Source organism: Streptomyces sp. NRRL F-2580 (genome assembly GCF_000720115.1).
Classification (GTDB): domain Bacteria; phylum Actinomycetota; class Actinomycetes; order Streptomycetales; family Streptomycetaceae; genus Streptomyces.
In genome coordinates, this window is the sequence record NZ_JOIR01000019.1 from 164,538 (window position 1) to 187,925 (window position 23,388).

The 23,388-nt window shown below is 71.7% G+C and carries 20 protein-coding genes; 6 read left to right on the forward strand and 14 right to left on the reverse strand.

All coding sequences use genetic code 11. The features are described 5' to 3' along the window. Positions 1-6: 6 nt before the first annotated feature. The 10 genes from IF88_RS0122630 to IF88_RS0122675 all read right to left on the reverse strand — a co-directional run bounded on the left by IF88_RS0122630 (position 7) and on the right by IF88_RS0122675 (position 12,643). On the reverse strand, positions 7-1,491 hold the full coding sequence (locus IF88_RS0122630) for an AlkA N-terminal domain-containing protein (protein ID WP_030715380.1): 1,485 nt from the start codon (positions 1,489-1,491) through the stop codon (positions 7-9). A 142-nt stretch (positions 1,492-1,633) separates the two neighbouring features. Continuing rightward, a complete protein-coding gene (gene pssA, locus IF88_RS0122635) occupies positions 1,634-2,494 on the reverse strand; it encodes a CDP-diacylglycerol--serine O-phosphatidyltransferase (RefSeq protein ID WP_199808112.1) in 861 nt (286 codons plus the stop codon). Continuing rightward, the gene (locus tag IF88_RS0122640) at positions 2,481-3,137 is read right to left on the reverse strand and encodes a phosphatidylserine decarboxylase (RefSeq protein WP_030010161.1); all 657 of its coding nucleotides are present in this window, start codon (positions 3,135-3,137) and stop codon (positions 2,481-2,483) included. Before IF88_RS0122640 ends, pssA begins: the two co-directional genes overlap by 14 nt. Positions 3,138-3,323: 186 nt before the next feature. Then, on the reverse strand, positions 3,324-4,529 hold the full coding sequence (locus IF88_RS0122645) for an acyl-CoA dehydrogenase family protein (protein WP_030027413.1): 1,206 nt from the start codon (positions 4,527-4,529) through the stop codon (positions 3,324-3,326). A gap of 2 nt (positions 4,530-4,531) precedes the next feature. After that, positions 4,532-5,044: a MaoC family dehydratase gene (locus IF88_RS0122650; RefSeq protein ID WP_030715386.1), complete on the reverse strand. Its 513-nt coding sequence runs from the start codon at positions 5,042-5,044 to the stop codon at positions 4,532-4,534. A gap of 5 nt (positions 5,045-5,049) precedes the next feature. Beyond that, entirely contained in the window at positions 5,050-6,024 is a 975-nt protein-coding gene (locus IF88_RS0122655; protein ID WP_030715389.1) for an HpcH/HpaI aldolase/citrate lyase family protein, read from the reverse strand. After that, positions 6,021-8,099: a protein meaA gene (locus IF88_RS0122660; protein WP_030715392.1), complete on the reverse strand. Its 2,079-nt coding sequence runs from the start codon at positions 8,097-8,099 to the stop codon at positions 6,021-6,023. Before IF88_RS0122660 ends, IF88_RS0122655 begins: the two co-directional genes overlap by 4 nt. 31 nt (positions 8,100-8,130) lie before the next feature. Next, positions 8,131-9,468: a crotonyl-CoA carboxylase/reductase gene (gene ccrA / locus IF88_RS0122665; RefSeq protein ID WP_030715396.1), complete on the reverse strand. Its 1,338-nt coding sequence runs from the start codon at positions 9,466-9,468 to the stop codon at positions 8,131-8,133. Positions 9,469-9,873: 405 nt separating this feature from the next. Next, positions 9,874-10,686, reverse strand: coding sequence for a TetR family transcriptional regulator (locus IF88_RS0122670; protein ID WP_030715398.1), 813 nt, complete (start codon positions 10,684-10,686; stop codon positions 9,874-9,876). A 160-nt stretch (positions 10,687-10,846) separates the two neighbouring features. Next, on the reverse strand, positions 10,847-12,643 hold the full coding sequence (locus IF88_RS0122675) for a 3-hydroxyacyl-CoA dehydrogenase family protein (protein ID WP_030715400.1): 1,797 nt from the start codon (positions 12,641-12,643) through the stop codon (positions 10,847-10,849). Between the two features lie 460 nt (positions 12,644-13,103). Between IF88_RS0122675 and IF88_RS0122680 the strand changes: the two genes are divergently transcribed. After that, a complete protein-coding gene (locus IF88_RS0122680) occupies positions 13,104-13,655 on the forward strand; it encodes an adenylosuccinate lyase (protein WP_030715403.1) in 552 nt (183 codons plus the stop codon). On the opposite strand, the gene IF88_RS0122685 is transcribed toward IF88_RS0122680, so the two are convergent. Both IF88_RS0122685 and IF88_RS0122690 read right to left on the reverse strand, forming a co-directional pair. After that, entirely contained in the window at positions 13,656-15,212 is a 1,557-nt protein-coding gene (locus IF88_RS0122685) for an alpha/beta hydrolase (protein WP_199808113.1), read from the reverse strand. A gap of 112 nt (positions 15,213-15,324) precedes the next feature. Then, entirely contained in the window at positions 15,325-16,356 is a 1,032-nt protein-coding gene (locus tag IF88_RS0122690; protein WP_030715408.1) for an Rv2578c family radical SAM protein, read from the reverse strand. A 111-nt stretch (positions 16,357-16,467) separates the two neighbouring features. Here IF88_RS0122690 and IF88_RS0122695 point away from each other — a divergent pair, with 111 nt between their 5' ends. From IF88_RS0122695 to IF88_RS0122715, 5 genes are all read left to right on the forward strand, one after another. Further along, the gene (locus IF88_RS0122695; RefSeq protein ID WP_158754511.1) at positions 16,468-17,298 is read left to right on the forward strand and encodes a hypothetical protein; all 831 of its coding nucleotides are present in this window, start codon (positions 16,468-16,470) and stop codon (positions 17,296-17,298) included. 75 nt (positions 17,299-17,373) lie between these two features. Continuing rightward, positions 17,374-17,817 carry an SRPBCC family protein gene (locus tag IF88_RS0122700; protein ID WP_030715419.1) on the forward strand — a complete coding sequence of 148 codons (444 nt, stop codon included), beginning with the start codon at positions 17,374-17,376 and terminating at the stop codon, positions 17,815-17,817. A gap of 147 nt (positions 17,818-17,964) precedes the next feature. Beyond that, positions 17,965-18,798, forward strand: a complete 834-nt coding sequence (locus IF88_RS0122705) for a M55 family metallopeptidase (protein ID WP_030715421.1) — start codon at positions 17,965-17,967, stop codon at positions 18,796-18,798. 1 nt (position 18,799) lies between these two features. After that, complete coding sequence (locus IF88_RS0122710; RefSeq protein WP_234323652.1) at positions 18,800-20,161, forward strand: M20/M25/M40 family metallo-hydrolase; 1,362 nt, start codon at positions 18,800-18,802, stop codon at positions 20,159-20,161. 13 nt (positions 20,162-20,174) lie between these two features. Next, on the forward strand, positions 20,175-22,190 hold the full coding sequence (locus IF88_RS0122715) for a prolyl oligopeptidase family serine peptidase (RefSeq protein WP_030715425.1): 2,016 nt from the start codon (positions 20,175-20,177) through the stop codon (positions 22,188-22,190). A 1-nt stretch (position 22,191) separates the two neighbouring features. On the opposite strand, the gene IF88_RS0122720 is transcribed toward IF88_RS0122715, so the two are convergent. Both IF88_RS0122720 and IF88_RS0122725 read right to left on the reverse strand, forming a co-directional pair. Then, complete coding sequence (locus IF88_RS0122720) at positions 22,192-22,755, reverse strand: hypothetical protein (RefSeq protein WP_030715434.1); 564 nt, start codon at positions 22,753-22,755, stop codon at positions 22,192-22,194. 53 nt (positions 22,756-22,808) lie between these two features. Then, entirely contained in the window at positions 22,809-23,141 is a 333-nt protein-coding gene (locus IF88_RS0122725; protein ID WP_199808114.1) for a hypothetical protein, read from the reverse strand. Positions 23,142-23,388 lie beyond the last annotated feature (247 nt).

Genomic DNA, 23,388 nt, shown 5'->3' on the forward strand with positions numbered 1-23,388 from the left:
TGCTCCTCAGACGGGCAGGTGGTTGATCGGGTGGGCGTCGGTGGCCCACAGGTACTGGACGGCGTACGCGCGCCAGGGCCGCCAGGCGGCCGCGCGGGCGGTCAGCGCGGCGGGGCCGGCCGGCAGCCCGAGCCCCTGCGCCGCCCGCCGCACCCCCAGATCGGAGGGCAGGAACGCGTCCGGGTCGCCGAGCGCCCGCATCGCGATGATCTCGGTGGTCCACGGGCCGAAGCCGGGCAGCGCCGACAGCTGCGCCCGCGCCGCCTCCCAGTCGCTGTCGAAGCCGAGCGGCAGCGAACCGTCCGCGAGCGCCGAGACCAGGGTGGTCAGCGTCGTGCGGCGGCTGCGCGGCAGGGCCAGGGCCTCCGGATCCAGGGCGGCGAGCGCCTCAGGGGAGGGGAAGAGGTGCGTCAGCCCGCCCAGCGGGTCCTCGACGCGCTCGCCGTACGCGGTCACCAGCCGGGCCGCGTGCGTGCGCGCCGCCGCGGTGGAGACCTGCTGGCCCAGGACCGCCCGTACGGCGAACTCCTGCGCGTCGACCGTACGGGGGACCCGGCGCCCGGGGGCCTTGTCCACGAGCGGGGCCAGCAGCGGGTCGGAGCGCAGCTGCTCGTCGACCGCCTCCGGGTCGGCGTCCAGATCGAGCATCCACCGGCAGCGGCTGATGGCGATCGTGAGGTCGCGCAGGTCGGTCAGGGCGAGGCGGCAGCCGATGTGGTCGGGCTGCGGGGTCAGGGCGACGACCCCGGTGCCGTGGGGGAGGCGCAGGGTGCGGCGGTAGGCGCCGTCGCGCCACTCCTCGACGCCGGGGACGGCGGTCGCGGCGAGGTGCCCGAAGAGGTTGTCGGGGTTCAGGGGGGTCCGGAACGGCAGCCGCAGGCTGATCGTCCCCGGGATCCGGGGCGGGTCGTTCTTGTGGCGGCCGGCCTTCACGGCCCGCTCCCGCAGGTCGCTCGGGGACAGGGCGAAGACCTCGCGGACGGTGTCGTTGAAGGTGCGGATGGAGGAGAAGCCGGCCGCGAAGGCCACGTCGCCCATGGGCAGCTCGGAGGTCTCGATGAGCAGCCGGGCGGTCTGCGCGCGCTGGGCCCTGGCCAGCGCGAGCGGACCGGCCCCGAGCTCGGCGTTGAGCTGCCGCTCCACCTGGCGGGTGGAGTACCCGAGCCTCGTCGCGAGGCCCGGTACGCCCTCCCGGTCGACGACCCCGTCCTGGATCAGCCGCATCGCGCGTGCGACGGCGTCGGCCCGTGCGTTCCACTCCGGCGAGCCGGGGCTGGTGTCGGGCCGGCACCGCTTGCAGGCCCGGAACCCGGCCTGCTGACAGGCGGCGGCGCTGGGCAGGAAGGTCATGTTCTCGACCTTCGGCGGCACGGCGGGGCAGCTGGGCCGGCAGTAGATCCGGGTGGTCAGCACGGCGGTGAAGAACCAGCCGTCGAAGCGGGCGTCCTTCGACTGCACGGCCCTTACGCAGCGCTCGGTATCGGTGTGCATGGCTCCAGGATCCGGGGCGACGACGCCTGCGGCTGGCGGTTTTCCGACATCAAGGCTACGCCGGGCCCCGGCCCCGGCCCCCGGGAAACGGCAGAGGGCCCCGGATGCCATCGGCATCCGGGGCCCTCATTCACAGCCGAGCTCAGCGCAGCGTCGCGGCGCGGGCCTCGCGGCGGTTGTGGCGGAACGTGTTCGCCCGGCGGGTCGTCGCGAACAGCGGAATGGTCGCCGCCATCGCGATCTGCAGGGCGCAGCCGGTCTGGAGCAGCAGCTGACCGCCCGGGGCGTCGAACGCCCAGGCCGCCAGCAGCCCCATCGCGCTGATGATCCAGCACAGCATCGCCACGGCGAGAACGCCCCGCGGCTTCGGGTACTCGACGCGGCTCACCATCAGCCAGGCCACCCCGATGATCGCCAGCAGGGTCGGCACGAACGGCAGCTCCAGCAGCACGATCGAGACGACCGTGAGCGCGCCGAAGGGGCTCGGCATGCCCTGGAACATGCCGTCCTTCATCGTCACGCAGCTGAATCTCGCGAGTCGCAGCACCACGGCGAGCAGCACCACGATCGCGGCCAGCGCCGACATCTTCTGGTGCGCGTCCACGGCGACCATGCCGTAGACGAGCACGAAGTAGGCCGGGGCCAGGCCGAAGCTGATCAGGTCGGAGAGGTTGTCCAGCTCGGCACCCATCGGCGAGCTGCGCAGCTTGCGGGCCACGATGCCGTCGAAGAGGTCGAAGACCGCGGCGAGCAGCATCAGTATCACTGCCGTCGCGGCGCTGTTGCGGGCCATGCCCGACTCGCCACTGCCGGTGAGGTGCGGGATGAGGATCCCGGTGGTGGTGAAGTACACCGCCATGAATCCGCACGTCGCGTTGCCGAGCGTGAGGGTGTCCGCTATCGACAGCCGCAGCGAGAGCGGCATGTCGTCCTCGGCGGACTCCTCCTCGGCAGGCTCGGGCACCCAGCCGGCGGCCGGAGTCTCAGGGTCAGTCACGGTCAATTCGTGTCACCCCCGCGGTGGTGGCCTGACCGACCTCGACCGCGACCTCGACACCCTCGGGGAGGTAGATGTCGACGCGGGACCCGAAGCGGATCAGACCGATGCGTTCGCCCTGCTCCACCTTGGTGCCGGCCGGCAGGTACGGGACGATGCGACGGGCGACGGCGCCGGCGATCTGCACCATCTCGATGTCGCCGAGCTCGGTGTCGAAGTGCCAGACAACGCGCTCGTTGTTCTCGCTCTCCTTGTTGAACGCCGGGACGAATCCGCCGGGGATGTGCTCCACGGACGTCACCGTGCCCGCGAGGGGCGCGCGGTTGACGTGGACGTTCAGCGGGCTCATGAAGATCGCGACCCGGGTCCGTCCGTCCTTCCACGGCATGATGCTCTGCACCACACCGTCGGCGGGGGAGATGACACGGCCCTGAGCGATCTCACGCTCGGGGTCGCGGAAGAACCACAGCATGCCCGCGGCGAGCGCGGTGGCGGGCACGGCCGCCGCGGCCCAGCGTCCGGACTTGCGGGCCCGGGTGAGGCTGAGCGCCGCGGTGGCGACGGTCGGCAGAAGCCACGGCGATGCTCCGCGCGCGAGGCGTACGCCAAGGAGGCTGTCGCGAGGTGCAGAGGTTTGGCTGTGGGGCATGGATGACCTTCGTAGCGGGTGATTGCCGCGCCGCAAACAGGGGGACGGGACGGCGGCTTTACTGGAATGCTATCGGTTGCACGCAACAACTGGGCAAGCCAGAAGCCGAGTCGATGACCGTCGGCCAGTGACTGGCAGTGACCCTTTCGCGACGAACCCATGGATGATTCGCCGCAAAAGGGACTTTCAGCCCTGGAGTCGGTACTCCTCGAGCAGGCGTCGCCCGATGATCATTTTCTGGATCTCGGCGGTACCTTCACCGATCAGCAGCATCGGAGCCTCCCGGTAGAGGCGCTCGATCTCGTACTCCTTCGAGAACCCGTATCCGCCGTGAATGCGGAAGGCGTCCTCGACCACCTCTTTGCAGTACTCGGAGGCGAGGTACTTCGCCATCCCTGCTTCGAGGTCGTTTCGTTCCCCAGAGTCCTTTTTGCGCGCTGCATTCACCATCATCGCATGGGCGGCTTCGACCTTGGTAGCCATCTCGGCCAGCTTGAACTGAATGGCCTGGTGTTCGGCGATCGCCTTGCCGAAAGTGTGACGTTGCTGGGCATAAGAGACACCCAGCTCGAAAGCACGCTGAGCGACGCCACAGCCACGCGCCGCCACGTTCACGCGGCCGACCTCGACCCCGTCCATCATTTGGTAAAACCCTCGGCCCGTCTGGCCTCCGAGGACCCGATTGGCCGGAATGCGCAGTCCGTCCATGATGAGCTCGGTCGTGTCGACGCCCTTGTAGCCCATCTTGTCGATCTTGCCCGGGATGGTCAGACCGGGACGGACCTCACCGAAGCCCGGCTCCTTCTCGACGAGGAAGGTCGTCATCGACTTGTGGGGCGCCGTGCCCTCGGGGTGGCCTTCGTCACTTCGGACCAGAACGGCCACCAGGGTGGAGCTGCCGCCGTTCGTCAGCCACATCTTCTGGCCGTTGAGGACGTACTCGTCGCCGTCCTTCACCGCCTTCGACGAGATGGCCGACACGTCGGAGCCCAGCGCCGGCTCGGACATCGAGAACGCGCCGCGCACCTCGCCCAGCGCCATCCGGGGAAGGAAGTGGTCCTTCTGCTCCTGGGTGCCGTGCTGCTTGAGCATGTACGCCACGATGAAGTGGGTGTTGATGATGCCCGAGACGGACATCCAGCCCCGCGCGATCTCCTCGACGCACAGGGCGTACGTGAGAAGGGACTCACCCAGGCCGCCGTACTCCTCCGGGATCATCAGGCCGAAGAGGCCGAGCTCCTTGAGACCGTCGACGATCTGCTGCGGGTACTCGTCGCGGTGCTCCAGCTCGGTCGCGACCGGGATGATCTCCTTGTCGACGAACTCCCGGACGGTCTTCAGGATCTCCCGCTGGACGTCCGTGAGCCCGGCGGTCTGGGCGAGTCGGGCCATGGCTACTTCTCCTGGGTCTTCAGCTGGGGGCGGCCGGGCTGCTCGCCGCCGCGCTCCTTGATGTACGTCTCGGTCGGGACCATCACCTTGCGCCGGAAGACGCAGACGAGGGTGCCGTCCTGCTTGTAGCCCTTGGTCTCCACGTAGACGATGCCGCGGTCGTTCTTCGACTTCGACGGCGTCTTGTCGAGGACCGTGGTCTCGCCGTAGATCGTGTCGCCGTGGAAGGTCGGCGCCACGTGCCGCAGCGACTCGATCTCCAGGTTGGCGATGGCCTTACCGGAGACGTCCGGCACGGACATGCCGAGCAGCAGCGAGTAGATGTAGTTGCCCACGACCACGTTCTTGCCGAAGTCGGTCGTGTTCTCCGCGTAATTGCTGTCCATGTGGAGCGGGTGGTGGTTCATGGTCAGCAGACAGAAGAGGTGGTCGTCGTACTCGGTGACGGTCTTTCCGGGCCAGTGCTTGTAGACCGCCCCGACCTCGAACTCTTCGTACGTGCGTCCGAACTGCATGGCGGTCAGGCCTCCGGGATCTCGAATTTGGTGGTGCGCTGCATGCCGGCGGCCCGGCCCTTGCCCGCGATGACCAGGGCCATCTTGCGGCTGGCCTCGTCGATCATCTCGTCGCCGAGCATCGCGGAGCCCTTCTTGCCGCCGGCCTCCGAGGTGCACCAGTCGTACGCGTCGAGGATCAGCTCGGCGTGGTCGTAGTCCTCCTGCGAGGGGGAGAAGACCTCGTTGGCCGCGTCGACCTGGCCCGGGTGCAGCACCCACTTGCCGTCGAAGCCCAGCGCCGCCGCCCGGCCGGCCACCTCGCGGTAGGCGTCCACGTCACGGATCTGGAGGAAGGGGCCGTCGATCGCCTGCAGGTTGTGCATGCGGGCCGCCATCAGGATCCGCATCAGGATGTAGTGGTAGGCGTCCGCGCCGTAGCCGGGCGGCTGCATGCCCACGACCAGCGACTTCATGTTGATGGAGGCCATGAAGTCGGCCGGGCCGAAGATGATGGTCTCCAGCCGGGGCGAGGCGGCGGCGATCTCGTCGACGTTCACCAGGCCCTTGGCGTTCTCGATCTGCGCCTCGATGCCGATCTTGCCGACCTCGAAGCCCATGGTCTTCTCGATCTGCGTCAGCAGCAGGTCCAGGGCCACGACCTGCTGGGCGTCCTGAACCTTCGGCAGCATGATGCAGTCGAGGTTCTGGCCGGCGCCCTCGACCACCGTGATGACGTCGCGGTACGTCCAGTGCGTGGTCCAGTCGTTGACGCGCACGACCCGGGTCTTGCCCGTCCAGTCGCCGTTGTTCAGCGCGTCCACGATCGTGTGGCGGGCGCCTTCCTTGGCGAGCGGCGCGCAGGCGTCCTCCAGGTCCAGGAAGACCTGGTCGGCCGGGAGGCCCTGGGCCTTCTCGAGGAACCGCGGGTTCGAGCCGGGCACCGCGAGGCAGGAGCGGCGCGGGCGGAGACGGTTCACCGGGTGGACAGGCGTGGTCATGCGGGGACCTCCGTGCTTGCAAGGTGTGCGGTGTCGTGAAGGGGGTCGAGCTTGTTCGCTTTGCGGATCTCGTCGACGATACGTCCGATGATCTCCGTGATGCCGAAGTCCTTCGGGGTGAAGACGGCGGCGACGCCGGCCGCCTTCAGCGCCACGGCGTCCGCGTTCGGAATGATGCCGCCGACGATGACGGGGATGTCACCCGCCCCCGCCAGACGGAGCCGCTCCAGGACGTCCGGGACGAGGGCGCTGTGCGAACCGGACAGGATGGACAGTCCCACGCAGTGCACGTCCTCGGCCAGCGCCGCGGAGGAGATCTCCTCCGGGGTCAGCCTGATGCCCTGGTAGACCACCTCGAAGCCGGCGTCGCGGGCCCGGACGGCGATCTGCTCGGCGCCGTTGGAGTGCCCGTCCAGGCCCGGCTTGCCGACCAGCAGGCGCAGTCGGCCCGAGCCGAGCTCGTCGGCCGTACGGGCCACCTTCTCGCGGACCTCGTGCATCGGGGTGCCGGGCTCGGCGGTGACGGCGACGGGGGCCGAGGAGACCCCCGTCGGGGCGCGGAACTCGCCGAACACCTCGCGCAGGGCGCTCGACCACTCGCCCGTGGTGACACCGGCCCGGGCGCACTCCAGGGTGGCCTCCATCAGGTTCTCGGTGCCGGCCGCGGCCTCCTTGAGGCGCTCCAGGGCCTGCTGGGTGGTGGGGAAGACGAAGGGATCACCGTTCCCCTGCCGGTCCGAGGACTCCTGACGCTCCGCCCGCCAGCGGACGATGCGCTCGACGGTGAGCGCCTCCACCGCCGGGTCGACCGTCATGATGGCGCCGTCCAGGTCGGCCGTGAGGGGGTTCTCCTCGGTCTGCTGGAAGCAGTTGACACCGACGATCTTGTCCTCGCCGGCCTCGATCCGCGCCCGCCGCTCGGCGTGCGAGGAGACCAGCTCGCCCTTCAGGTATCCGGACTCGACGGCGGCCATGGCGCCGCCCATCTCCTGGATCCGGTCGATCTCGGCCAGGCAGTCGGCGACCAGGGAGTCGACTTTGGCCTCGATGACGTGGGATCCGGCGAAGATGTCCTCGTACTCCAGCAGGTCGCTCTCGTGGGCGAGGACCTGCTGGATGCGCAGCGACCACTGCTGGTCCCAAGGCCGGGGCAGGCCCAGCGCCTCGTTCCAGGCGGGCAGCTGCACGGCGCGGGCGCGGGCGTCCTTGGAGAGGGTGACCGCGAGCATCTCCAGCACGATGCGCTGGACGTTGTTCTCCGGCTGCGCCTCGGTCAGACCGAGCGAGTTGACCTGGACGCCGTACCGGAAGCGGCGCTGCTTGGCGTTCTCGATGCCGTAGCGCTCACGGGTGACCTTGTCCCAGATGCGGCCGAAGGCGCGCATCTTGCACATCTCCTCGATGAAGCGGACGCCCGCGTTCACGAAGAAGGAGATGCGGGCGACGACCTCGCCGAAGCGCTCCTCGGGCACCTGGCCCGAGTCGCGCACCGAGTCGAGGACCGCGATCGCCGTGGACATGGCGTACGAGATCTCCTGGACCGGGGTGGCCCCGGCCTCCTGGAGGTGGTACGAGCAGATGTTGATCGGGTTCCACTTGGGGATGTGGTTGACCGTGTACGCGATCATGTCCGTCGTCAGGCGGAGGGACGGCCCCGGCGGGAAGACGTGCGTCCCGCGCGAGAGGTACTCCTTGACGATGTCGTTCTGGGTGGTGCCCTGGAGCTGGGAGACGTCCGCTCCCTGCTCCTCGGCGGCCACCTGGTAGAGCGCCAGCAGCCACATGGCGGTGGCGTTGATCGTCATCGAGGTGTTCATCTGCTCCAGGGGTATGTCCTGGAACAGCCGCCGCATGTCGCCCAGATGGGAGACCGGGACCCCGACCCGGCCCACCTCGCCGCGGGCGAGGATGTGGTCGGGGTCGTAGCCGGTCTGGGTCGGCAGGTCGAAGGCGACCGACAGACCCGTCTGGCCCTTGGCGAGGTTGCGGCGGTACAGCTCGTTGGACGCCTCGGCCGTGGAGTGGCCGGCGTACGTCCGCATGAGCCACGGACGGTCCTTCTGGCGCTCTGTCATCTCAGGCGATCCTTATGGCCTTTGAGCCGACTCAGACGTTGCGGAAGCGGTTGATCGCGTCGAGGTGCTTGGCGCGCATCTCGTGGTCACGGACGCCGAGGCCCTCCTCGGGGGCCAGCGCGAGGACGCCGACCTTGCCCTGGTGGAGGTTGCGGTGGACGTCGTAGGCGGCCTGGCCGGTCTCCTCCAGGGAGTAGACCTTCGACAGGGTGGGGTGGATCTTGCCCTTGGCGATCAGGCGGTTGGCCTCCCACGCCTCGCGGTAGTTCGCGAAGTGGGAGCCGATGATGCGCTTGAGCGACATCCACAGGTAGCGGTTGTCGTACTCGTGCATGTAGCCCGAGGTCGAGGCGCAGGTGGTGATGGTGCCGCCCTTGCGGGTGACGTAGACGGACGCGCCGAAGGTCTCGCGGCCGGGGTGTTCGAAGACGATGTCGATGTCCTCGCCGCCGGTCAGCTCGCGGATGCGCTTGCCGAAGCGCTTCCACTCCTTCGGGTCCTGGGTGTGCTCGTCCTTCCAGAACTTGTAGCCCTCGGCGTTGCGGTCGATGACCGCCGTCGCGCCCATGGCCCGGCAGATGTCGGCCTTCTCGGGGGAGGAGACCACGCAGATCGGGTTGGCGCCGCCGGCGAGGGCGAACTGGGTGGCGTACGAGCCGAGCCCGCCGCTCGCGCCCCAGATCAGGACGTTGTCGCCCTGCTTCATGCCGGCGCCGTTGCGGGAGACCAGCTGGCGGTAGGCGGTGGAGTTGACCAGGCCGGGCGAGGCGGCCTCCTCCCAGCTGAGGTGGTCCGGCTTCGGCATCAGCTGGTTCGACTTGACCAGGGCGATCTCCGCCAGACCGCCGAAGTTCGTCTCGAAGCCCCAGATGCGCTGCTCGGGGTCGAGCATCGTGTCGTTGTGGCCGTCGGAGGACTCCAGCTCGACCGAGAGGCAGTGCGCGACGACCTCGTCGCCCGGCTTCCAGGCGTTGACGCCGGGGCCGGTGCGCAGCACGACGCCCGCGAGGTCGGAGCCGATGACGTGGTACGGCAGGTCGTGGCGCTTGGTGAGCTCCGACAGGCGCCCGTAGCGCTCCAGGAAGCTGAAGGTGGAGACCGGCTCGAAGATCGAGGTCCACACGGAGTTGTAGTTGACCGACGAGGCCATGACGGCCACGAGGGCCTCGCCCGGGCCCAGTTCCGGGACCGGGACGTTGTCCAGGTGGATGGACTTGCGCGGGTCCTTCTCGCGCGTCGTCAGCCCCGCGAACATCTCCGCCTCGTCCTTGTGCACGGTGATCGCACGGTACGAGTCGGGCAGCGGCAGGGCTGCGAAGTCTGCGGCGGTGGCGGACTGCGACTGAATCGCGTCCAGGATGTCCTTCACGGTAGAGCCTCCGGCGTAGCGCTGATGAGGGTGCGCTTGAGGTAATCGGGGTGCGTGGAGCGTGTGGTGTGTGCCGTCGGTCCGGCTGGTGCGGTGGTGCTGGGCGACGCCCGTGGTGGGGGGCGTGCGAGGCCTGGTGACGCAGGCATCCGGGGCGCGTTCCGTGCGGTGTGGGCACGGGGCGCGGGGACATCCGGACGAGATTCAACGTATGGCACCCCGTGTCACCCGGCAAGGCACCGCGTGCCAAAACTTTCTCTCATTTGCCGATTGACCTGCACCGATGAGCGATGATCGATCAGAGTTACCGGCGAGTAGGGGCAAGCCGGACATACTCCGGACACAAAAAAGCGGCCGCCCCCGAAACGGGGGCGGCCGCTGTGACGAGAGTCGCTCCAGGTGTCGCTACTTGTTGCGCAGGGCCTCTTCGATGGTCCGCATGACCTCGTCCAGCGGAGCGTCCGTGCGGGCCACCGCGACCAGCACCTCGCCCTCCGTACGCACCGCCGCGGGCGCGGCAGGCGCGGTACCCAGGGTCCGGCCCGCGCCGATCCCCGTCCCGAAGGTCTTCCGGACGATCGAGAAGGCGTGGTCCAGCTGCGCCTCCACGTCTCCCTGGCCGCCCGCCCGGAGCCAGCGCCGCAGCACGTGGTTGTGGGCGGTCACCACCGCGGAGGCGGCCACCTCGGCCAGCAGCGGATCGTCGTTGCCGTCGTGGTGGTCGGTCTCGTCGAAGTGGGCCAGCAGGTAGCGGGTGAACAGCCGCTCGTACCGGGCCACCGAGGCGATCTCCCGCTCCCGCAGCGCCGGCACCTCGCGGGTCAGCCGGTAGCGCTCCACCGACACCGCGGGCGAGGCGGCGTACATCTTCATGACCTCCTTGATCCCGCGGCACACCGTGTCGAGCGGGTGCTCGTGCGCCGGCGCCACGTCCAGGACGGCCTCGGCGCGGGTCAGGGTGTCGTCGTGGTCCGGGAAGATCGCCTCTTCCTTGGACCGGAAGTGCCGGAAGAAGGTCCGGCGCGCCACCCCGGCGGTCGCGGCGATCTCGTCGACCGTCGTCGCCTCGTACCCCTTGGTCGCGAAGAGCTCCATGGCCGCGGCGGCGAGCTCGCGGCGCATCTTGAGCCGCTGTGCGGCCGCCTTGGTGCCGGCCGGGCTCTCCGGGGTGTCGGAGGCCGTGGCGGCGCGGGGCGAGGTCTTGGCGGGCTGGGACATAGAGCGAAAGTACTTCATTCGCGCAGGGGAGCGCGCCTGCGGGGGGTGTGAGGGTGGATGCGGGGGAGAGCCCGCACTGGGCTCGGGAGGGTCAGTCCGCCGTGAGGGTCCGGCGGACCCGAGCAGCCCTCCCCACGCATCCGGCTCGTGGCCCGACCGGTTACCGGCGGGCGTACTCACGGAATCCGCGGCCGGTCTTCCGGCCCAGGCAGCCCGCCGCCACCAGGTGCTCCAGCAGCGGGGACGGGGCCAGGCCGGGGTCGCGGAACTCCTTGTGGAGGACCTTCTCGATGGCCAGCGAGACGTCGAGGCCGACCACGTCGAGGAGCTCGAAGGGCCCCATCGGGTAGCCGCCGCCCAGCTTCATCGCCGCGTCGATCTCGTCGATGCCGGCGTAGTGCTGCTCGACCATCTTGATCGCGTTGTTGAGGTACGGGAACAGCAGCGCGTTCACGATGAAGCCGGCCCGGTCCCCGCAGTCCACCGGGTGCTTGCGCACCTTCACGCAGATCTCGCGGACCGTGGCGTGCACGTCGTCGGCGGTCAGGACGGTCCGGACCACCTCGACCAGCTTCATCGCCGGCGCCGGGTTGAAGAAGTGCATGCCGATCACGTCCTGCGGGCGCGAGGTCACGCGGGCCACCGCGATCACCGGCAGCGAGGAGGTGGTGGTGGCGAGCACCGCACCCGGCTTGCAGACCTTGTCCAGGGTGGCGAACAGCTCCTGCTTGACCGCCAGGTCCTCGGCGACGGCCTCCACGGCCAGGTCCACCTCGGCGAAGGCGTCCAGCGAACCGGCCGGGGCGATCCGGTCCAGGGTCCGGTCCGCGGCCTCCTGCGTCAGCCGGCCCTTGGACACCGCACGGCCCAAGGACTTGCCGATGGCGGCCTTCGCCGCGTCCGCCTTCTCCTGGCTGCGGGCGGCCAGCACCACGTCGTACCCGGCCTGGGCGAAGACCTGGGCGATGCCGCTCGCCATGGTGCCGGAGCCGGCCACGCCGACCGAGCTCACCGGCCGGCCGCTGCCGAGCAGGGAGCCGTCCGGCGGGGTCTGGAGGTCGCGGACGACGGTGGAGCTGCCGGCCGCCTCGTACGTGTAGAACCCGCGGCCCGACTTCTGCCCGGTCAGGCCCGCCGCGGCGAGCTGCCCCAGGATCGGGGCCGGGGCGTGCAGCCGGTCGCCGGAGGAGGCGTACATGGCCTCCAGGACGGTCCGGGCGGTGTCCACGCCGATCAGGTCGAGCAGCGCGAGCGGGCCCATGGGCAGACCGCAGCCGAGCCGCATCGCCGCGTCGATGTCCTCGCGGGAGGCGTACTTCGCCTCGTACATGGCGGCGGCCTGGTTGAGGTAGCCGAAGAGCAGGCCGTCGGCGACGAAGCCGGGGCGGTCGCCGACCGCGACGGGCTCCTTGCCGAGGGCGCGGGCCAGCTCGGTGACCGCCTCCACGGCCGGCGGCGCGGTGAGGACGCAGGAGACGACCTCGACCAGCTTCATCGCCGGTGCCGGGTTGAAGAAGTGCAGGCCCAGCACGCGCTCGGGGCGCTGGGACTCGGCGGCGAGCCGGGTCACCGAGAGGGCGTTGGTGCCCGTCGCCAGGATGGTGTCGGGGCGCACGATCGCGTCGAGCTCGCGGAACACCTGCTGCTTGACCTCGTACGACTCGGGCACGACCTCGATCACGAGGTCGGCCTCGGCGGCGGCGGCCAGGTCGGTGAAGGTGCGGAAGCGGGCGAGCACGTCCGCCCGCTCCTGCTCGGTGAGGCGCTCCCGGGTGACGGAGCGCGCGGTGGCCGAGGCGAGGGAGGCGGCGGCGCGGCGGGCGGCGATCTCGCTGACATCGATGCCGATGACCTCGTGGCCGGCCCGGGCGAGGACCTCGGCGATGCCGGTGCCCATCGTGCCGAGGCCGACGACGGCGATGGTCTGGAGGGTGGGCTGACTGGACTGACGGTCCATCGAGGGACTCCAGTGGAAGAGGGTGACGACTGAGGGGCGCGCGGCGCACAGCGCGCGCTGGTGCCGTACGGAATGCCGTGCGGAGACCCGTGGGGGAAGCCGTACGCAATGCCGTGCGGATGCGGTGCGGTGAGGAACCCCGAGGGAGAGGGCCCAAGGGGAGACGCCCGGCGGGAGGACCCAGAGGGATGGGGGCCCGGAGGGCGGAACCGGCGGAACCCTGTCCCGGGGTCACGCCGTGCGAAGAACGAACCGACTGGCACGAGGCGGCTGCGTCACCAGGCCGCCCTCGTACGTGTTGCGTTATGAGGACAGTAACTCGTCGGTAACTGGTGCGCCAGCGCGCGGAGATGTGACCTGTACCGCCCAAATGTACCGATCATCGATCATCGATCAACCGCCCGCCGCGGATCTCCCCGAACCCGGCGTGGCGGCCGCCGCCCCGGCCTAGGGTGGCCGCGTGAACGACGTGCTGGAGCGCCTGCGGGCGGAGGCGGGGCAGTCCCCCGAGTACGAGGTCCTGCTCGCGGCCGGCCCCGACGACCTGGCAGCCTCCCTGACCACCGCCGGACTGCCCCTGTGGGCCCGCGAACTGGCCGCGTACCGGCTCGGCCTCGCGGGCGACCGCCGGGCCTTCGAGTCCCTCGTCCTGCTGCTCAACCACCGGGACCCGCCCCGCTGCGCGGCCGCCGCCGAGGCGCTCGCCGTCCTGGACGACCCGCGCACCGCCCGCGCGGCGGCCGCCCTGGCCACCAACGGGCTGCGCACGGCCTACGCACTCCAGCCCGTCCGGCTGCTCACCGCCCTGCGCGCCCCCGAGTCCGTACCGGCCCTGCTGACCACCCTGTCGCGGCTGCTGTCCCCGAACGACCCGTACTGGCGGGTGGCCCTGGCCTGCGTGGAGGGGCTCGGCGCCCTCGCCGACCCCCGCGCACGCGAACTCCTCACCCGCGCCCAGTCCCATCCCCGCCTCGCGGTGGCGGCGACGGCCGCACTGCGCGCGCTCGCCTGATCAGCCCCGGAAGCCGAGCAGGCCGTGCAGGGCCGCGCCGCCCGCCGAGGGCGGGACCGCGCGCGTCGCCGCGGTCGGCTTCGGGGCCGCCTGGGCGGCGCAGGTGGCGTCCGCGGCCTGCCCCGTCCTCAGGTACGCCGACACCTTGTCGTCGAGGCACTTGTTGCCGCTGAGCGCGATGCCGTGGTTGCCGCCGCCCTCCTCGACGACCAGGGCCGAGCCCTTCAGCTTGTCCCGCATGCTGAGCGCGCCCGCGAACGGGGTCGCCGCGTCCTCCGTCGCCTGGAGGAGGAGGGCGGGCGGCAGGTCCGCGTTGGTCACGTCCGGGGCCTGGAGCGGCTCCGTCGGCCAGAACGCGCACGGGGCGTTGTACCAGGCGTTGTTCCAGGTCATGAACGGCGCCTTGGCGTGCGTGCGCCACATGTCCGCGCGCCACTGGTTCCAGTCCCGCGGCCAGGCCGAGTCCCGGCACTGCACCGCCGTGTAGACGCTGTAGCCGTTGCCCGCGGAGGGCTCCACCGCGCCGAACCGCTCGTACGCGGCCACCAGGGGCTTCGGGTCCTGCTTCAGCGCGTACGCCGCGAAGGCCTCGGCCAGGTTCGGCCAGTAGCCGTTGAAGTAGCCGCCCGGCATGAAGGTGTCCTCCAGCTCGGCCGCGCCCACCTTGCCGCTCGCCGGGGTCTCCCGCACCGCCCCGCGCATCTCGTACCAGCGCTCCTCGACCGCCGCCGGGTCGGTGCCGAGCCCGTAGGTGGAGTCGTGCGCGGCCACCCAGGCCAGGAACGCCTTGTGGCGGGCGTCGAAGGCCTGGTCCTGGGCCAGGTTGTCCTCGTACCAGACCCCGCCCGGGTCGACCACGGAGTCCAGGACGAGCCGGTGCACCCGGCCCGGGTGGAGCTTGGCGTACACCGCGCCCAGGTAGGTCCCGTACGAGTAGCCGAAGTAGCTGATCCGCTCCGCGCCGAGGGCGGCGCGCAGCGTCTCGATGTCCTGTGCCGCCGAGACGGTGCCGATGTACGGCAGCACGTCCGCGTGCTTGGCCTGGCAGGACTCGGCGAAGGCCCGCACGCGGTCCAGGTTGGCCCGCTCGGTCGCCTCGTCGACGGGTACGGAGTCCGGCCGGACGGGGGCGAAGTGGCCGGCCGCGCAGTCGAGGGCGGGCTCGCTCTGGCCGACGCCCCGCGGGTCGAAGCCGATCACGTCGTACTGCGCGGCCACGTCCTTGGGCAGGGCGGAGGCGATGAACCCGGCCAGGCTGCGGCCGCTGCCGCCCGGCCCGCCCGGATTGACCAGCAGCGGCCCTTGGGAGGTGGCGGCGGTATGGGGGACCCGGGTCAGGGCGAGGGAGATCTGGCGTCCGGCGGGCCGGGCGTGGTCGAGGGGGACCTTGAGGGAGGCGCACTGCAACGTGGGATAGCGCTGGGTCGCACAGCCGGTCCACCGCAGCGCGGCGGCCCGCTCCGCCGCGGGGGCCGCGGCGACCGGGCTCGCGAGGGCGGCGGCGACGGTGGCGATCGACAGCAGGACAGCGGCGCGCTTCTTCAAGGGGTGCAGCATGGGGCCTCCCAGCCGAGGGTTCTGGGCGGAATCGTCCCGGAAACCGCGCCTGGAAGGCGGGATTTGGCTGCTTATTGGCCCGATGTGATGAGCCTTCGGCGGCCGTCCGAGGTCACAGCAGCGTGAGCTGGGTGGCCCCGGCGGGCGCCTCCTCGGCCGGGCGCTCGGGGGTGACGAGCCGGCGGGCCTCGCCGCGCCGGGACGGCCCGATGCCGAATTCGGCCGCGAGTTCGTGGACTTGGCGGGTGATCTGGCGCTGGTACCAGGTGGGGGCGTACGAGCCGCCCGCGTACATCCGCTCGTACCGCTCCACGAGGTGCGGGTGGTGCTCGCCGAGCCAGGCCGTGAACCACTCGCGGGCGCCGGGGCGCAGATGGAGTACCAGGGGTGTCACGGAGGTCGCCCCGGACTCGGCGATGGCGCGGACGGTCGCCCGCAGCTGCTCGGGGCGGTCCCCGAGGAAGGGGATCACCGGGGCCATCAGCACCCCGCACTCGATGCCGGCGTCCGTGAGGGTCCGTACGGCGCTCAGCCGGGCGGCGGGGGAGGGCGTGCCGGGCTCGACGGTCCGCCACAGCGGGGTGTCGGTGAAGCCGACGGAGACGGAGATCCCGACCTCGGTGAGCTCGGCGGCCTCCTGGAGGAGCGGGAGGTCGCGCAGGATCAGCGTGCCCTTGGTGAGGATGGAGAAGGGGTTGGCGTGGTCGCGCAGGGCCTCGATGATGCCGGGCATCAGCCGGTAGCGGCCCTCGGCGCGCTGGTAGCAGTCGACGTTGGTGCCCATGGCGATGTGCGCGCCGCTCCAGCGGGGCGAGCCGAGCTCGCGGCGCAGCAGCTCGGGGGCGTTGGTCTTGACGACGATCTGCGAGTCGAAGCCGAGCCCGGTGTCGAGGTCGAGGTAGCTGTGCGTCTTGCGGGCGAAGCAGTACACACAGGCGTGGCTGCAGCCGCGGTACGGGTTGACGGTCCATTCGAACGGCATGCGCGAGGCGCCGGGCACCCGGTTGACGATGGACCGGGCCCGCACTTCGTGGAAGGTGATCCCGCGGAATTCGGGGGTGTCGAAGGTACGCGTCACGACGGCGTCGGCCCCGAAGAGCGCGGCGGGCCCCGTGGTGCCCTCGGTCAGGTTGTCCCAGCGCATGAGCGCCTCCCTCGGTAGCTCTGGCCCGAGAATAGAACAAATGTTCCCATGATCGTGCGGGCCGGGATATTCGCTGGTCGAAGCGGTGGCGGCCGTGTGAGGCTCCGCCCCATGGCGGGATACAGACTCACGGTGTGCCTTCCGGGCGCGGCCGGGGACCGGCTGGAAGAGGCGGTCGCGGAGGCGATGGAGCCCTTCCGGATCGACGGGCCGCGCCCGTACTCCGACGACCTGTGGATCTGGGACCACTGGCGGATCACCGGCGGCGCCGACGGGTGCGGCCACCGCATCCGGCCGGGCCACGAGAAGGATCCCCGGATCGTCCACGACCAGCCGTTCCGGGACGGCTCCCGGGAGCCGAGCCGGCCCGGCTGGTGCGCGGGCGGCCCGCGCGGACTGCTCGTCGTGGGCGACGCCCGGAAGCGGGCCGTCCGGCTCGCGGGCATGGTCTGGGACGGCTGGCAGGACCTGCTCGGCGAGCACCCGCCCGGCCGGCCGTGGGAGGAGTACGAGCCGGCCCGGCTGCCGGGAGCCGACGCGGGCGCGTACACGAAGCGGTGCCGGGCCGCCCACGCCGTGTACCTCGCGCAGACCCCCGCCGCGGCCTTCCGGAAGTGGGCCGCCGGGCTGTCGCTCGACCCCGCGGACGAGGAGTTCCGCCACGCCCTCCTCGACATCGCAGACCCCCGCCGCTGGCTGGGCGGGCGCTCCCGGGAGGAGTTCGTCGCGCGCGAGGCCTCGCGTGCCACCGGGCCGAGCAACGTCCTCACCCTCGACGGCTGGTGGTGGGAAGAGGGGAGCCGTCCCGTGCACGGCGCCTGCGACGACCCCGCGACCTGCCCGCACACCCCGCCGTCGGCCCCCGGGCCGCTGGGCACCACGGCCCACCTCGCCGCGCTGCCGGACGACACGCTCCTCGTGTCCGTCCGCTGTCACGTGTGACCCGGATTTGGGCCACCGCCCCCGAGGTGGTTGGCTTCGCCGTGACGAGCGGACACAACTGCTGGAGGAACAGGCATGGCGCAGGTCGAGGCCACCACGGAGCGCATCATCGGAGCCGACGCGGAGACGGTCTTCGACACGCTGGCCGACTACAGCGGAACCCGGCAGAAGCTGCTGCCCGAGCACTTCAGCGAGTACGAGGTGCGCGAGGGCGGCGACGGCGAGGGCACCCTCGTCCACTGGAAGCTCCAGGCCACCAGCAAGCGCGTGCGCGACTGCCTGCTGGAGGTCACCGAGCCCACCGACGGACAGCTCGTGGAGAAGGACCGCAACTCCTCCATGGTCACCACCTGGGTGGTCACCCCGGCCGGCGAGGGCAAGTCCAAGGCCGTCGTCACCACCGTGTGGAACGGCGCCGGCGGCATCGGCGGCTTCTTCGAGCGCACCTTCGCGCCCAAGGGCCTCGCCCGCATCTACGACACCCTGCTGGCCAACCTCGCCGCCGAAGTCGAGGCCTGAGCCCGGCCGTTGCCGGTGGGGCCGGGTACCCGGCCTCACCGGATCGGGTGAACTGAACGGACCCCCGGGGGCCGGGCGTGGCCCCGGACCGGGGAGGGGTGCGGCGGTTAGTGTGGGGCCCTGCGCATCCGACCGCACGGGGGCCCGATGAAGATCCTCATCTCCGCCGACATGGAAGGCGCCACCGGCGTCACCTGGCCCGCCGACGTGCTGCCCGGCACCCCGCAGTGGGAACGCTGCCGGTCCATGTTCACCTCCGACGTGAACGCCGCCGTGCTCGGCTTCCACGACGGCGGCGCCGACCAGGTCGTCATCAACGAGGCGCACTGGAGCATGCGCAACCTGCTGCTGGAGCGGCTCGACTCCCGCGCGGAGATGCTCACCGGCCGCCACAAGACCCTCTCCATGGTCGAGGGGGTCCAGCACGGCGACGTCGACGGCATCGCCTTCGTCGGCTACCACACCGGCGCCGGCACCGAGGGCGTCCTCGCCCACACCTACCTGGCCAACTCCATCACCGGGGTATGGGTCAACGGGGTCCGCGCCAGCGAGGGCCTGCTCAACGCGCACGTCGTCGCCGAGTACGGCGTCCCCGTCGTCCTCGTCACCGGCGACGACCTGACGTGCGTCGACGCCGCCGGCTACGCCCCCGACGCGGTGACCGTCGCGGTCAAGGACCACGTCTCGCGCTACGCCGCCGTCTGCCGGACCCCCGCCCGCACCGCCGCCGACATCCGGGCCGCGGCCAAGGAGGCCGCCGCCCTCGCCGTGCGGTACGAGCCGGTCCGCGGCGGCCCGTTCACGGTGGAGCTGGAGTTCGACGCCGAGCACCTGGCCATGACCGCGACGGTCGTCCCGGGCGTGGAGCAGTGCGGGGAGCGCAGGGTCGCGTACACCAGCGAGACGATGTACGAGGGGATCCGCGCCTTCAAGGCGGTCACGACGGTCGTCTCGGCGGCCGTGGAGGAGCAGTATGGCTGACATGCACGCAATCAAGGACGGGGCGCTCGCGGAGGCTGTCGACGCCGTTGACGAAGCGGCCCTCGACGAGGCCGTCGAGTTCACCTCGGACCTCATCCGCATCGACACCACCAACCGGGGCGGCGGCGACTGCCGCGAGCGGCCCGCCGCCGAATACGTCGCCGAGCGGCTCGCGGCGGCCGGCCTGGAGCCCGTCCTGCTGGAGCGCACCCCTGGCCGCACCAACGTCGTCGCCCGGATCGAGGGCACCGATCCCAGCGCCGAGGCCCTCCTCGTCCACGGCCACCTCGACGTCGTCCCCGCCGAGTCCGCCGACTGGAGCGTGGACCCCTTCTCCGGCGAGATCCGCGACGGCGTGGTGTGGGGCCGCGGCGCCGTCGACATGAAGAACACGGACGCGATGGTGCTGGCCGTCGTACGGGCCTGGGCGCGCGCCGGAGTGAAGCCGCGGCGGGACATCGTGATCGCCTACACCGCCGACGAGGAGGACAGCGCGGTCGACGGGTCGGGCTTCCTCGCGGACCGGCACCCGCACCTCTTCGAGGGCTGCACGGAGGGCATCGGCGAGTCCGGCGCCTTCACCGTGCACACCGGCGCCGGCGGCCCGGCCCTCTATCCCATCGCCGCCGGCGAACGGGGCACGGCCTGGCTGAAGCTGACCGCGCGCGGCACCGCCGGACACGGCTCCAAGCCCAACAAGGCCAACGCCGTCAGCCGGCTCGCCGCCGCCGTGGCGCGGATCGGCGCATACGAGTGGCCGGTCCGGCTCACCGACACCGTCACCGCGTGCATCACCGAACTCGCCGCCCTCCAGGACCTGTCGGTCGACCCGCGCCGGCCCGGCTTCGACCTCGACACGGTCCTCGGCAAGCTCGGCCCGGCCGCCGCCCTGGTCGAGGCGACCGTGCGCAACAGCGCCAACCCGACGATGCTGAGCGCCGGTTACAAGCTCAACGTGATCCCCGAACATGCCACCGCCTACGTCGACGGGCGGATGCTGCCGGGCGGCGAGGAGGAGTTCACCGCCACCCTGAACGAGCTGACCGGCCCCGACGTGCACTGGGAGTTCCACCACCGGGAGGTGCCGCTCCAGGCCCCGGTGGACGGGCGGACGTACGCGATCCTGCGCGAGTCCGTCGAGCGGTTCGACCCGGACGGGCACGTGGTGCCCTTCTGCATGGCGGGCGGCACCGACGCCAAGCAGTTCTCCCGCCTCGGCATCACCGGCTACGGCTTCTCCCCGCTGAAGCTCCCGCCCGGCTTCGACTACTGGGCCCTCTTCCACGGCGTGGACGAGCGGGTCCCCGTCGAAGCCCTGCACTTCGGTGTCCGCGTACTCGACCACGCGCTGCGGTCCCTGTGAGCGGGGCCCGGTGATGGCGGCGCCGACCCGGCCCTACGGGAGCTGGCCCTCGCCCGTCGACGCCGCGCTCGCCGCCGCGCTCGACGGCCGGCCCGAGTACGTCGGCACGGTCGGTCCCGAGGTGTGGTGGACCGAACCCCGGCCGCGGGAGGCCGGCCGCCGCACCCTCGTCCGCCGCCGACTCGCGGACGGGGAGGCCGAGTTCACCGAGCTGCCCGCGCCGTGGAACGTGCGCAGCCGGGTCACCGAGTACGGCGGTCAGCCTTGGGCCGGAGCCGAACGGCCCGTCGGCGGGCCCCTGTTGGTCTTCGTCCACTTCGCCGACCAGCGGCTGTACGCCTACGAGCCGGACGCGCCCGGCGACGCCGCGCCGCGTCCGCTCACCCCCCTGTCCGGGACCGGCGGCGGACTGCGGTGGGCCGACCCGGTGCTGCGCGGCGGCGAGGTGTGGTGCGTGCTGGAGGAGTTCACCGGGCCCGCCCCGACCGACGTGCGCCGGGTGCTGGCCGCCGTACCGCTCGACGGATCGGCGGCGCAAGACCGCTCTGCCGTAAGGGAGTTGACTGACGACCGGCACCGGTTCACCACCGGGCCCCGGCTCTCCCCGGACGGCCGGCACGCGGCCTGGCTGGTCTGGGACCACCCCCGGATGCCCTGGGACGGCACCGAGCTGAAGCTGGCCGAGATCACCGCGGACGCCACGCTGACCGGCGTCCGGACCGTGCTCGGCGGCCCTGAGGAGTCCGTGGCCCAGGTGGACTGGACGGTCGGCGGAACCCTCCTCGTGGTGAGCGACCGCGGTGGCTGGTGGAACCCGTACCGGGTGGTCCCGGAGACGGGCGGAGCCGTCAACCTGTGCCCCAGGGAAGAGGAGTTCGGCGGCCCGCTGTGGAAGCCCGGACTGCGCTGGATCGCCCCGCTGCCCGACGGCGCCACCCGGGCCGCGGGCGCCGGGGCAGGGCTCCTCGCCGTCCTGCACGGCCAGGGCTCCCCGGTGCTCGGCATCCTGGACGCCGAGAGCGGCGACCTGGTCGACGCGGCCGGTCCGTGGACGGCCTGGCAGCCGACGCTCGCCGTGCACGGCACCCGGGTCTACGGGGTCGCCGCCAGCCCGCGCAGCGCGTACGAGGTGGTCGAGCTGGACACCGCGACCGGGCACGCCCGGGTGATCGGCGCGCAGGGCGCGGACCCGGTGGACCCGGCCTACTACCCGGAACCGCAGAGCCGCACCTTCCTCGGCCCGGACAGCCGCCAGATCCACGCGCACGTCTACCCGCCGCACCACCCGGCCTGCCGGGCCGCCGCCGACGAACTGCCCCCGTACGTGGTGTGGGCGCACGGCGGCCCAACCGACCACGTGCCGCCCGTACTCGACCTGCACATCGCGTACTTCACCTCGCGCGGCATCGGCGTGGCCGAGGTCAACTACGGCGGGTCCACCGGCTACGGCCGCGCCTACCGGGAGCGGCTGCGCGGGCAATGGGGCGTGGTCGACGTGGAGGACTGCGCGGCGGTGGCCCGGGCGCTGGCCGCCGAGGGCACGGCCGACCCGGCCCGGCTCGCCATCCGCGGCGCCAGCGCCGGCGGCTGGACGGCGGCGGCCTCGCTGGCCGCCACCGACCTCTACGCCTGCGCCGCGATCATCTACCCGGTGCTGGACCTGCTGGGCTTCGCGGAGGAGACCCACGACCTGGAGTCCCGCTACGTCGAGAGCCTGGCCGGGCCGCCGCAGACCCTCGCCGTGCTCTGCCGCGAGCGCTCCCCGGTGGCCCGCGCCGACCGGATCACGGCGCCGTTCGTGCTGCTCCAGGGCCTGGACGACGCGGTCTGCCCGCCGGCCCAGGCGGAGCGCTTCCTGGCGGCGCTGCGGGGCCGGCCGGTGCCGCACGCATACGTGGCCTTCGCGGGCGAGGGCCACGGCTTCCGCCGGGCGGACACCATGATCCGGGCGCTGGAGGCCGAACTGTCGCTGTACGCCCAGGTCTTCGGGATCGACCGGACCGACGTCCCCCGCCTGCCGCTGGCCTAGGCTAGGCCCGGTCCGGGCGCGCGGGGCTGCCGGCGGACCGGGCCGCGGTCCGCACGCTCCACCAGACGGAGCCGAGCAGCAGGGCGCCCGGGGTGACGCCCGCGACCGCCGCGATGACGGCCGCGGAGCAGCCGCAGGCGGCCAGCACCAGACCGGCGGCGCCACACGCGGACATCGCGGCCGCCAGCAGCCGGAGCGAGGGCATGCGCCAGACCGCCGCGAGGCCGAAGAAGTGCAGGCCGACGATCAGGGCGATCCAGCCGACCGTGGCCCGCGGGACGTGCAGCAGGCGGTTGATGACGAAGAGGCCGGCCGCGACGACGACCACCTCGGCGGCCACCACGAGGAGGTAGCCCCGACCGAACCTCCTCGGCGCCGGAGCATCGGCGGCGTCCGCCGCGGGCACGCGGGACCGGCGCAGCGCGATGAACAGCCAGACGAAGGCGAATATCGCGAGGAGGCGCAGGGGAACGGCGACGGCCGGAGGCAGGGCTCCGGCGTTCGCCTGGACGAAGAAGACTCCGAAGCCGGCGCCGATGAGCCCACTCGTCTGATGCGATTTCATGGCACACAGTCTGATCGAAGTCGATCATGAAGTGCAAAGCTGCGGGGCGGGTCCTATTCGGTCCTGCGCCGCAGGTGGCGGGTGGCCTCGCTCGTGCGCAGCCAGACCCGCAGCGGGCCGACGGCGGTGAAACCGCTGCGGAGCGCGGTGTCCAGGTCCGCCCCGCCCTCGTAGCCGACGACGTCCAGGTCCGGCCAGCGGGCGGCGGCCTCGGTGAGGGCGCCCGCCCAGGCCGCGTCGGCCGAAGCCCCGTCACCGGCGAACAGGTTGGAGACGCCCACCACACCGCCCCCGGTGCTCACGACCGCCCCGGCGACGATCCGGTTGTTCAGCGCGGCCCTGCGGAGCAGGGTCATCCTCGTCCCGCTCGTCTCGTCCGTGATCACGCCGGTGATCGTGCCACACGCTCCGGCGCCGGGCGGCCATCAGGCCGATGCGCCGGTCGAGCTACTGTTGCCTCTTTGCGTGTGCATCAGAGGGAGGAGACCCGACGTCGTGGGACTGACCGCCCAGATATCCGCATACCGTGAAGGTCTAGACGAGTAAGTCCGAAGGCCTGGTCAGTGGTCGTAGGCGATGAGTGACCTGGTCAGTGGTGTGTTGTGGGCCCGGTTGTGCCAGATGGCTGCGGTC

Excerpts from the sequence above, each read along its gene's own strand:
- IF88_RS0122650 (WP_030715386.1), bottom strand. The coding sequence starts at position 5,044 with ATGCAGTTCGGACGCACGTACGAAGAGTTCGAGGTCGGGGCGGTCTAC.
- IF88_RS0122720 (WP_030715434.1), bottom strand. The coding sequence starts at position 22,755 with ATGAAATCGCATCAGACGAGTGGGCTCATCGGCGCCGGCTTCGGAGTC.
- IF88_RS0122660 (WP_030715392.1), bottom strand. The coding sequence starts at position 8,099 with ATGACAGAGCGCCAGAAGGACCGTCCGTGGCTCATGCGGACGTACGCC.
- IF88_RS0122675 (WP_030715400.1), bottom strand. The coding sequence starts at position 12,643 with ATGGACCGTCAGTCCAGTCAGCCCACCCTCCAGACCATCGCCGTCGTC.
- IF88_RS0122710 (WP_234323652.1), top strand. The coding sequence starts at position 18,800 with ATGCACGCAATCAAGGACGGGGCGCTCGCGGAGGCTGTCGACGCCGTT.
- IF88_RS0122700 (WP_030715419.1), top strand. The coding sequence starts at position 17,374 with ATGGCGCAGGTCGAGGCCACCACGGAGCGCATCATCGGAGCCGACGCG.
- IF88_RS0122655 (WP_030715389.1), bottom strand. The coding sequence starts at position 6,024 with ATGACCACGCCTGTCCACCCGGTGAACCGTCTCCGCCCGCGCCGCTCC.
- IF88_RS0122695 (WP_158754511.1), top strand. The coding sequence starts at position 16,468 with ATGGCGGGATACAGACTCACGGTGTGCCTTCCGGGCGCGGCCGGGGAC.
- IF88_RS0122690 (WP_030715408.1), bottom strand. The coding sequence starts at position 16,356 with ATGCGCTGGGACAACCTGACCGAGGGCACCACGGGGCCCGCCGCGCTC.
- IF88_RS0122645 (WP_030027413.1), bottom strand. The coding sequence starts at position 4,529 with ATGGCCCGACTCGCCCAGACCGCCGGGCTCACGGACGTCCAGCGGGAG.
- IF88_RS0122670 (WP_030715398.1), bottom strand. The coding sequence starts at position 10,686 with ATGTCCCAGCCCGCCAAGACCTCGCCCCGCGCCGCCACGGCCTCCGAC.
- IF88_RS0122685 (WP_199808113.1), bottom strand. The coding sequence starts at position 15,212 with ATGCTGCACCCCTTGAAGAAGCGCGCCGCTGTCCTGCTGTCGATCGCC.
- IF88_RS0122715 (WP_030715425.1), top strand. The coding sequence starts at position 20,175 with ATGGCGGCGCCGACCCGGCCCTACGGGAGCTGGCCCTCGCCCGTCGAC.
- IF88_RS0122630 (WP_030715380.1), bottom strand. The coding sequence starts at position 1,491 with ATGCACACCGATACCGAGCGCTGCGTAAGGGCCGTGCAGTCGAAGGAC.
- IF88_RS0122640 (WP_030010161.1), bottom strand. The coding sequence starts at position 3,137 with ATGCCCCACAGCCAAACCTCTGCACCTCGCGACAGCCTCCTTGGCGTA.
- IF88_RS0122705 (WP_030715421.1), top strand. The coding sequence starts at position 17,965 with ATGAAGATCCTCATCTCCGCCGACATGGAAGGCGCCACCGGCGTCACC.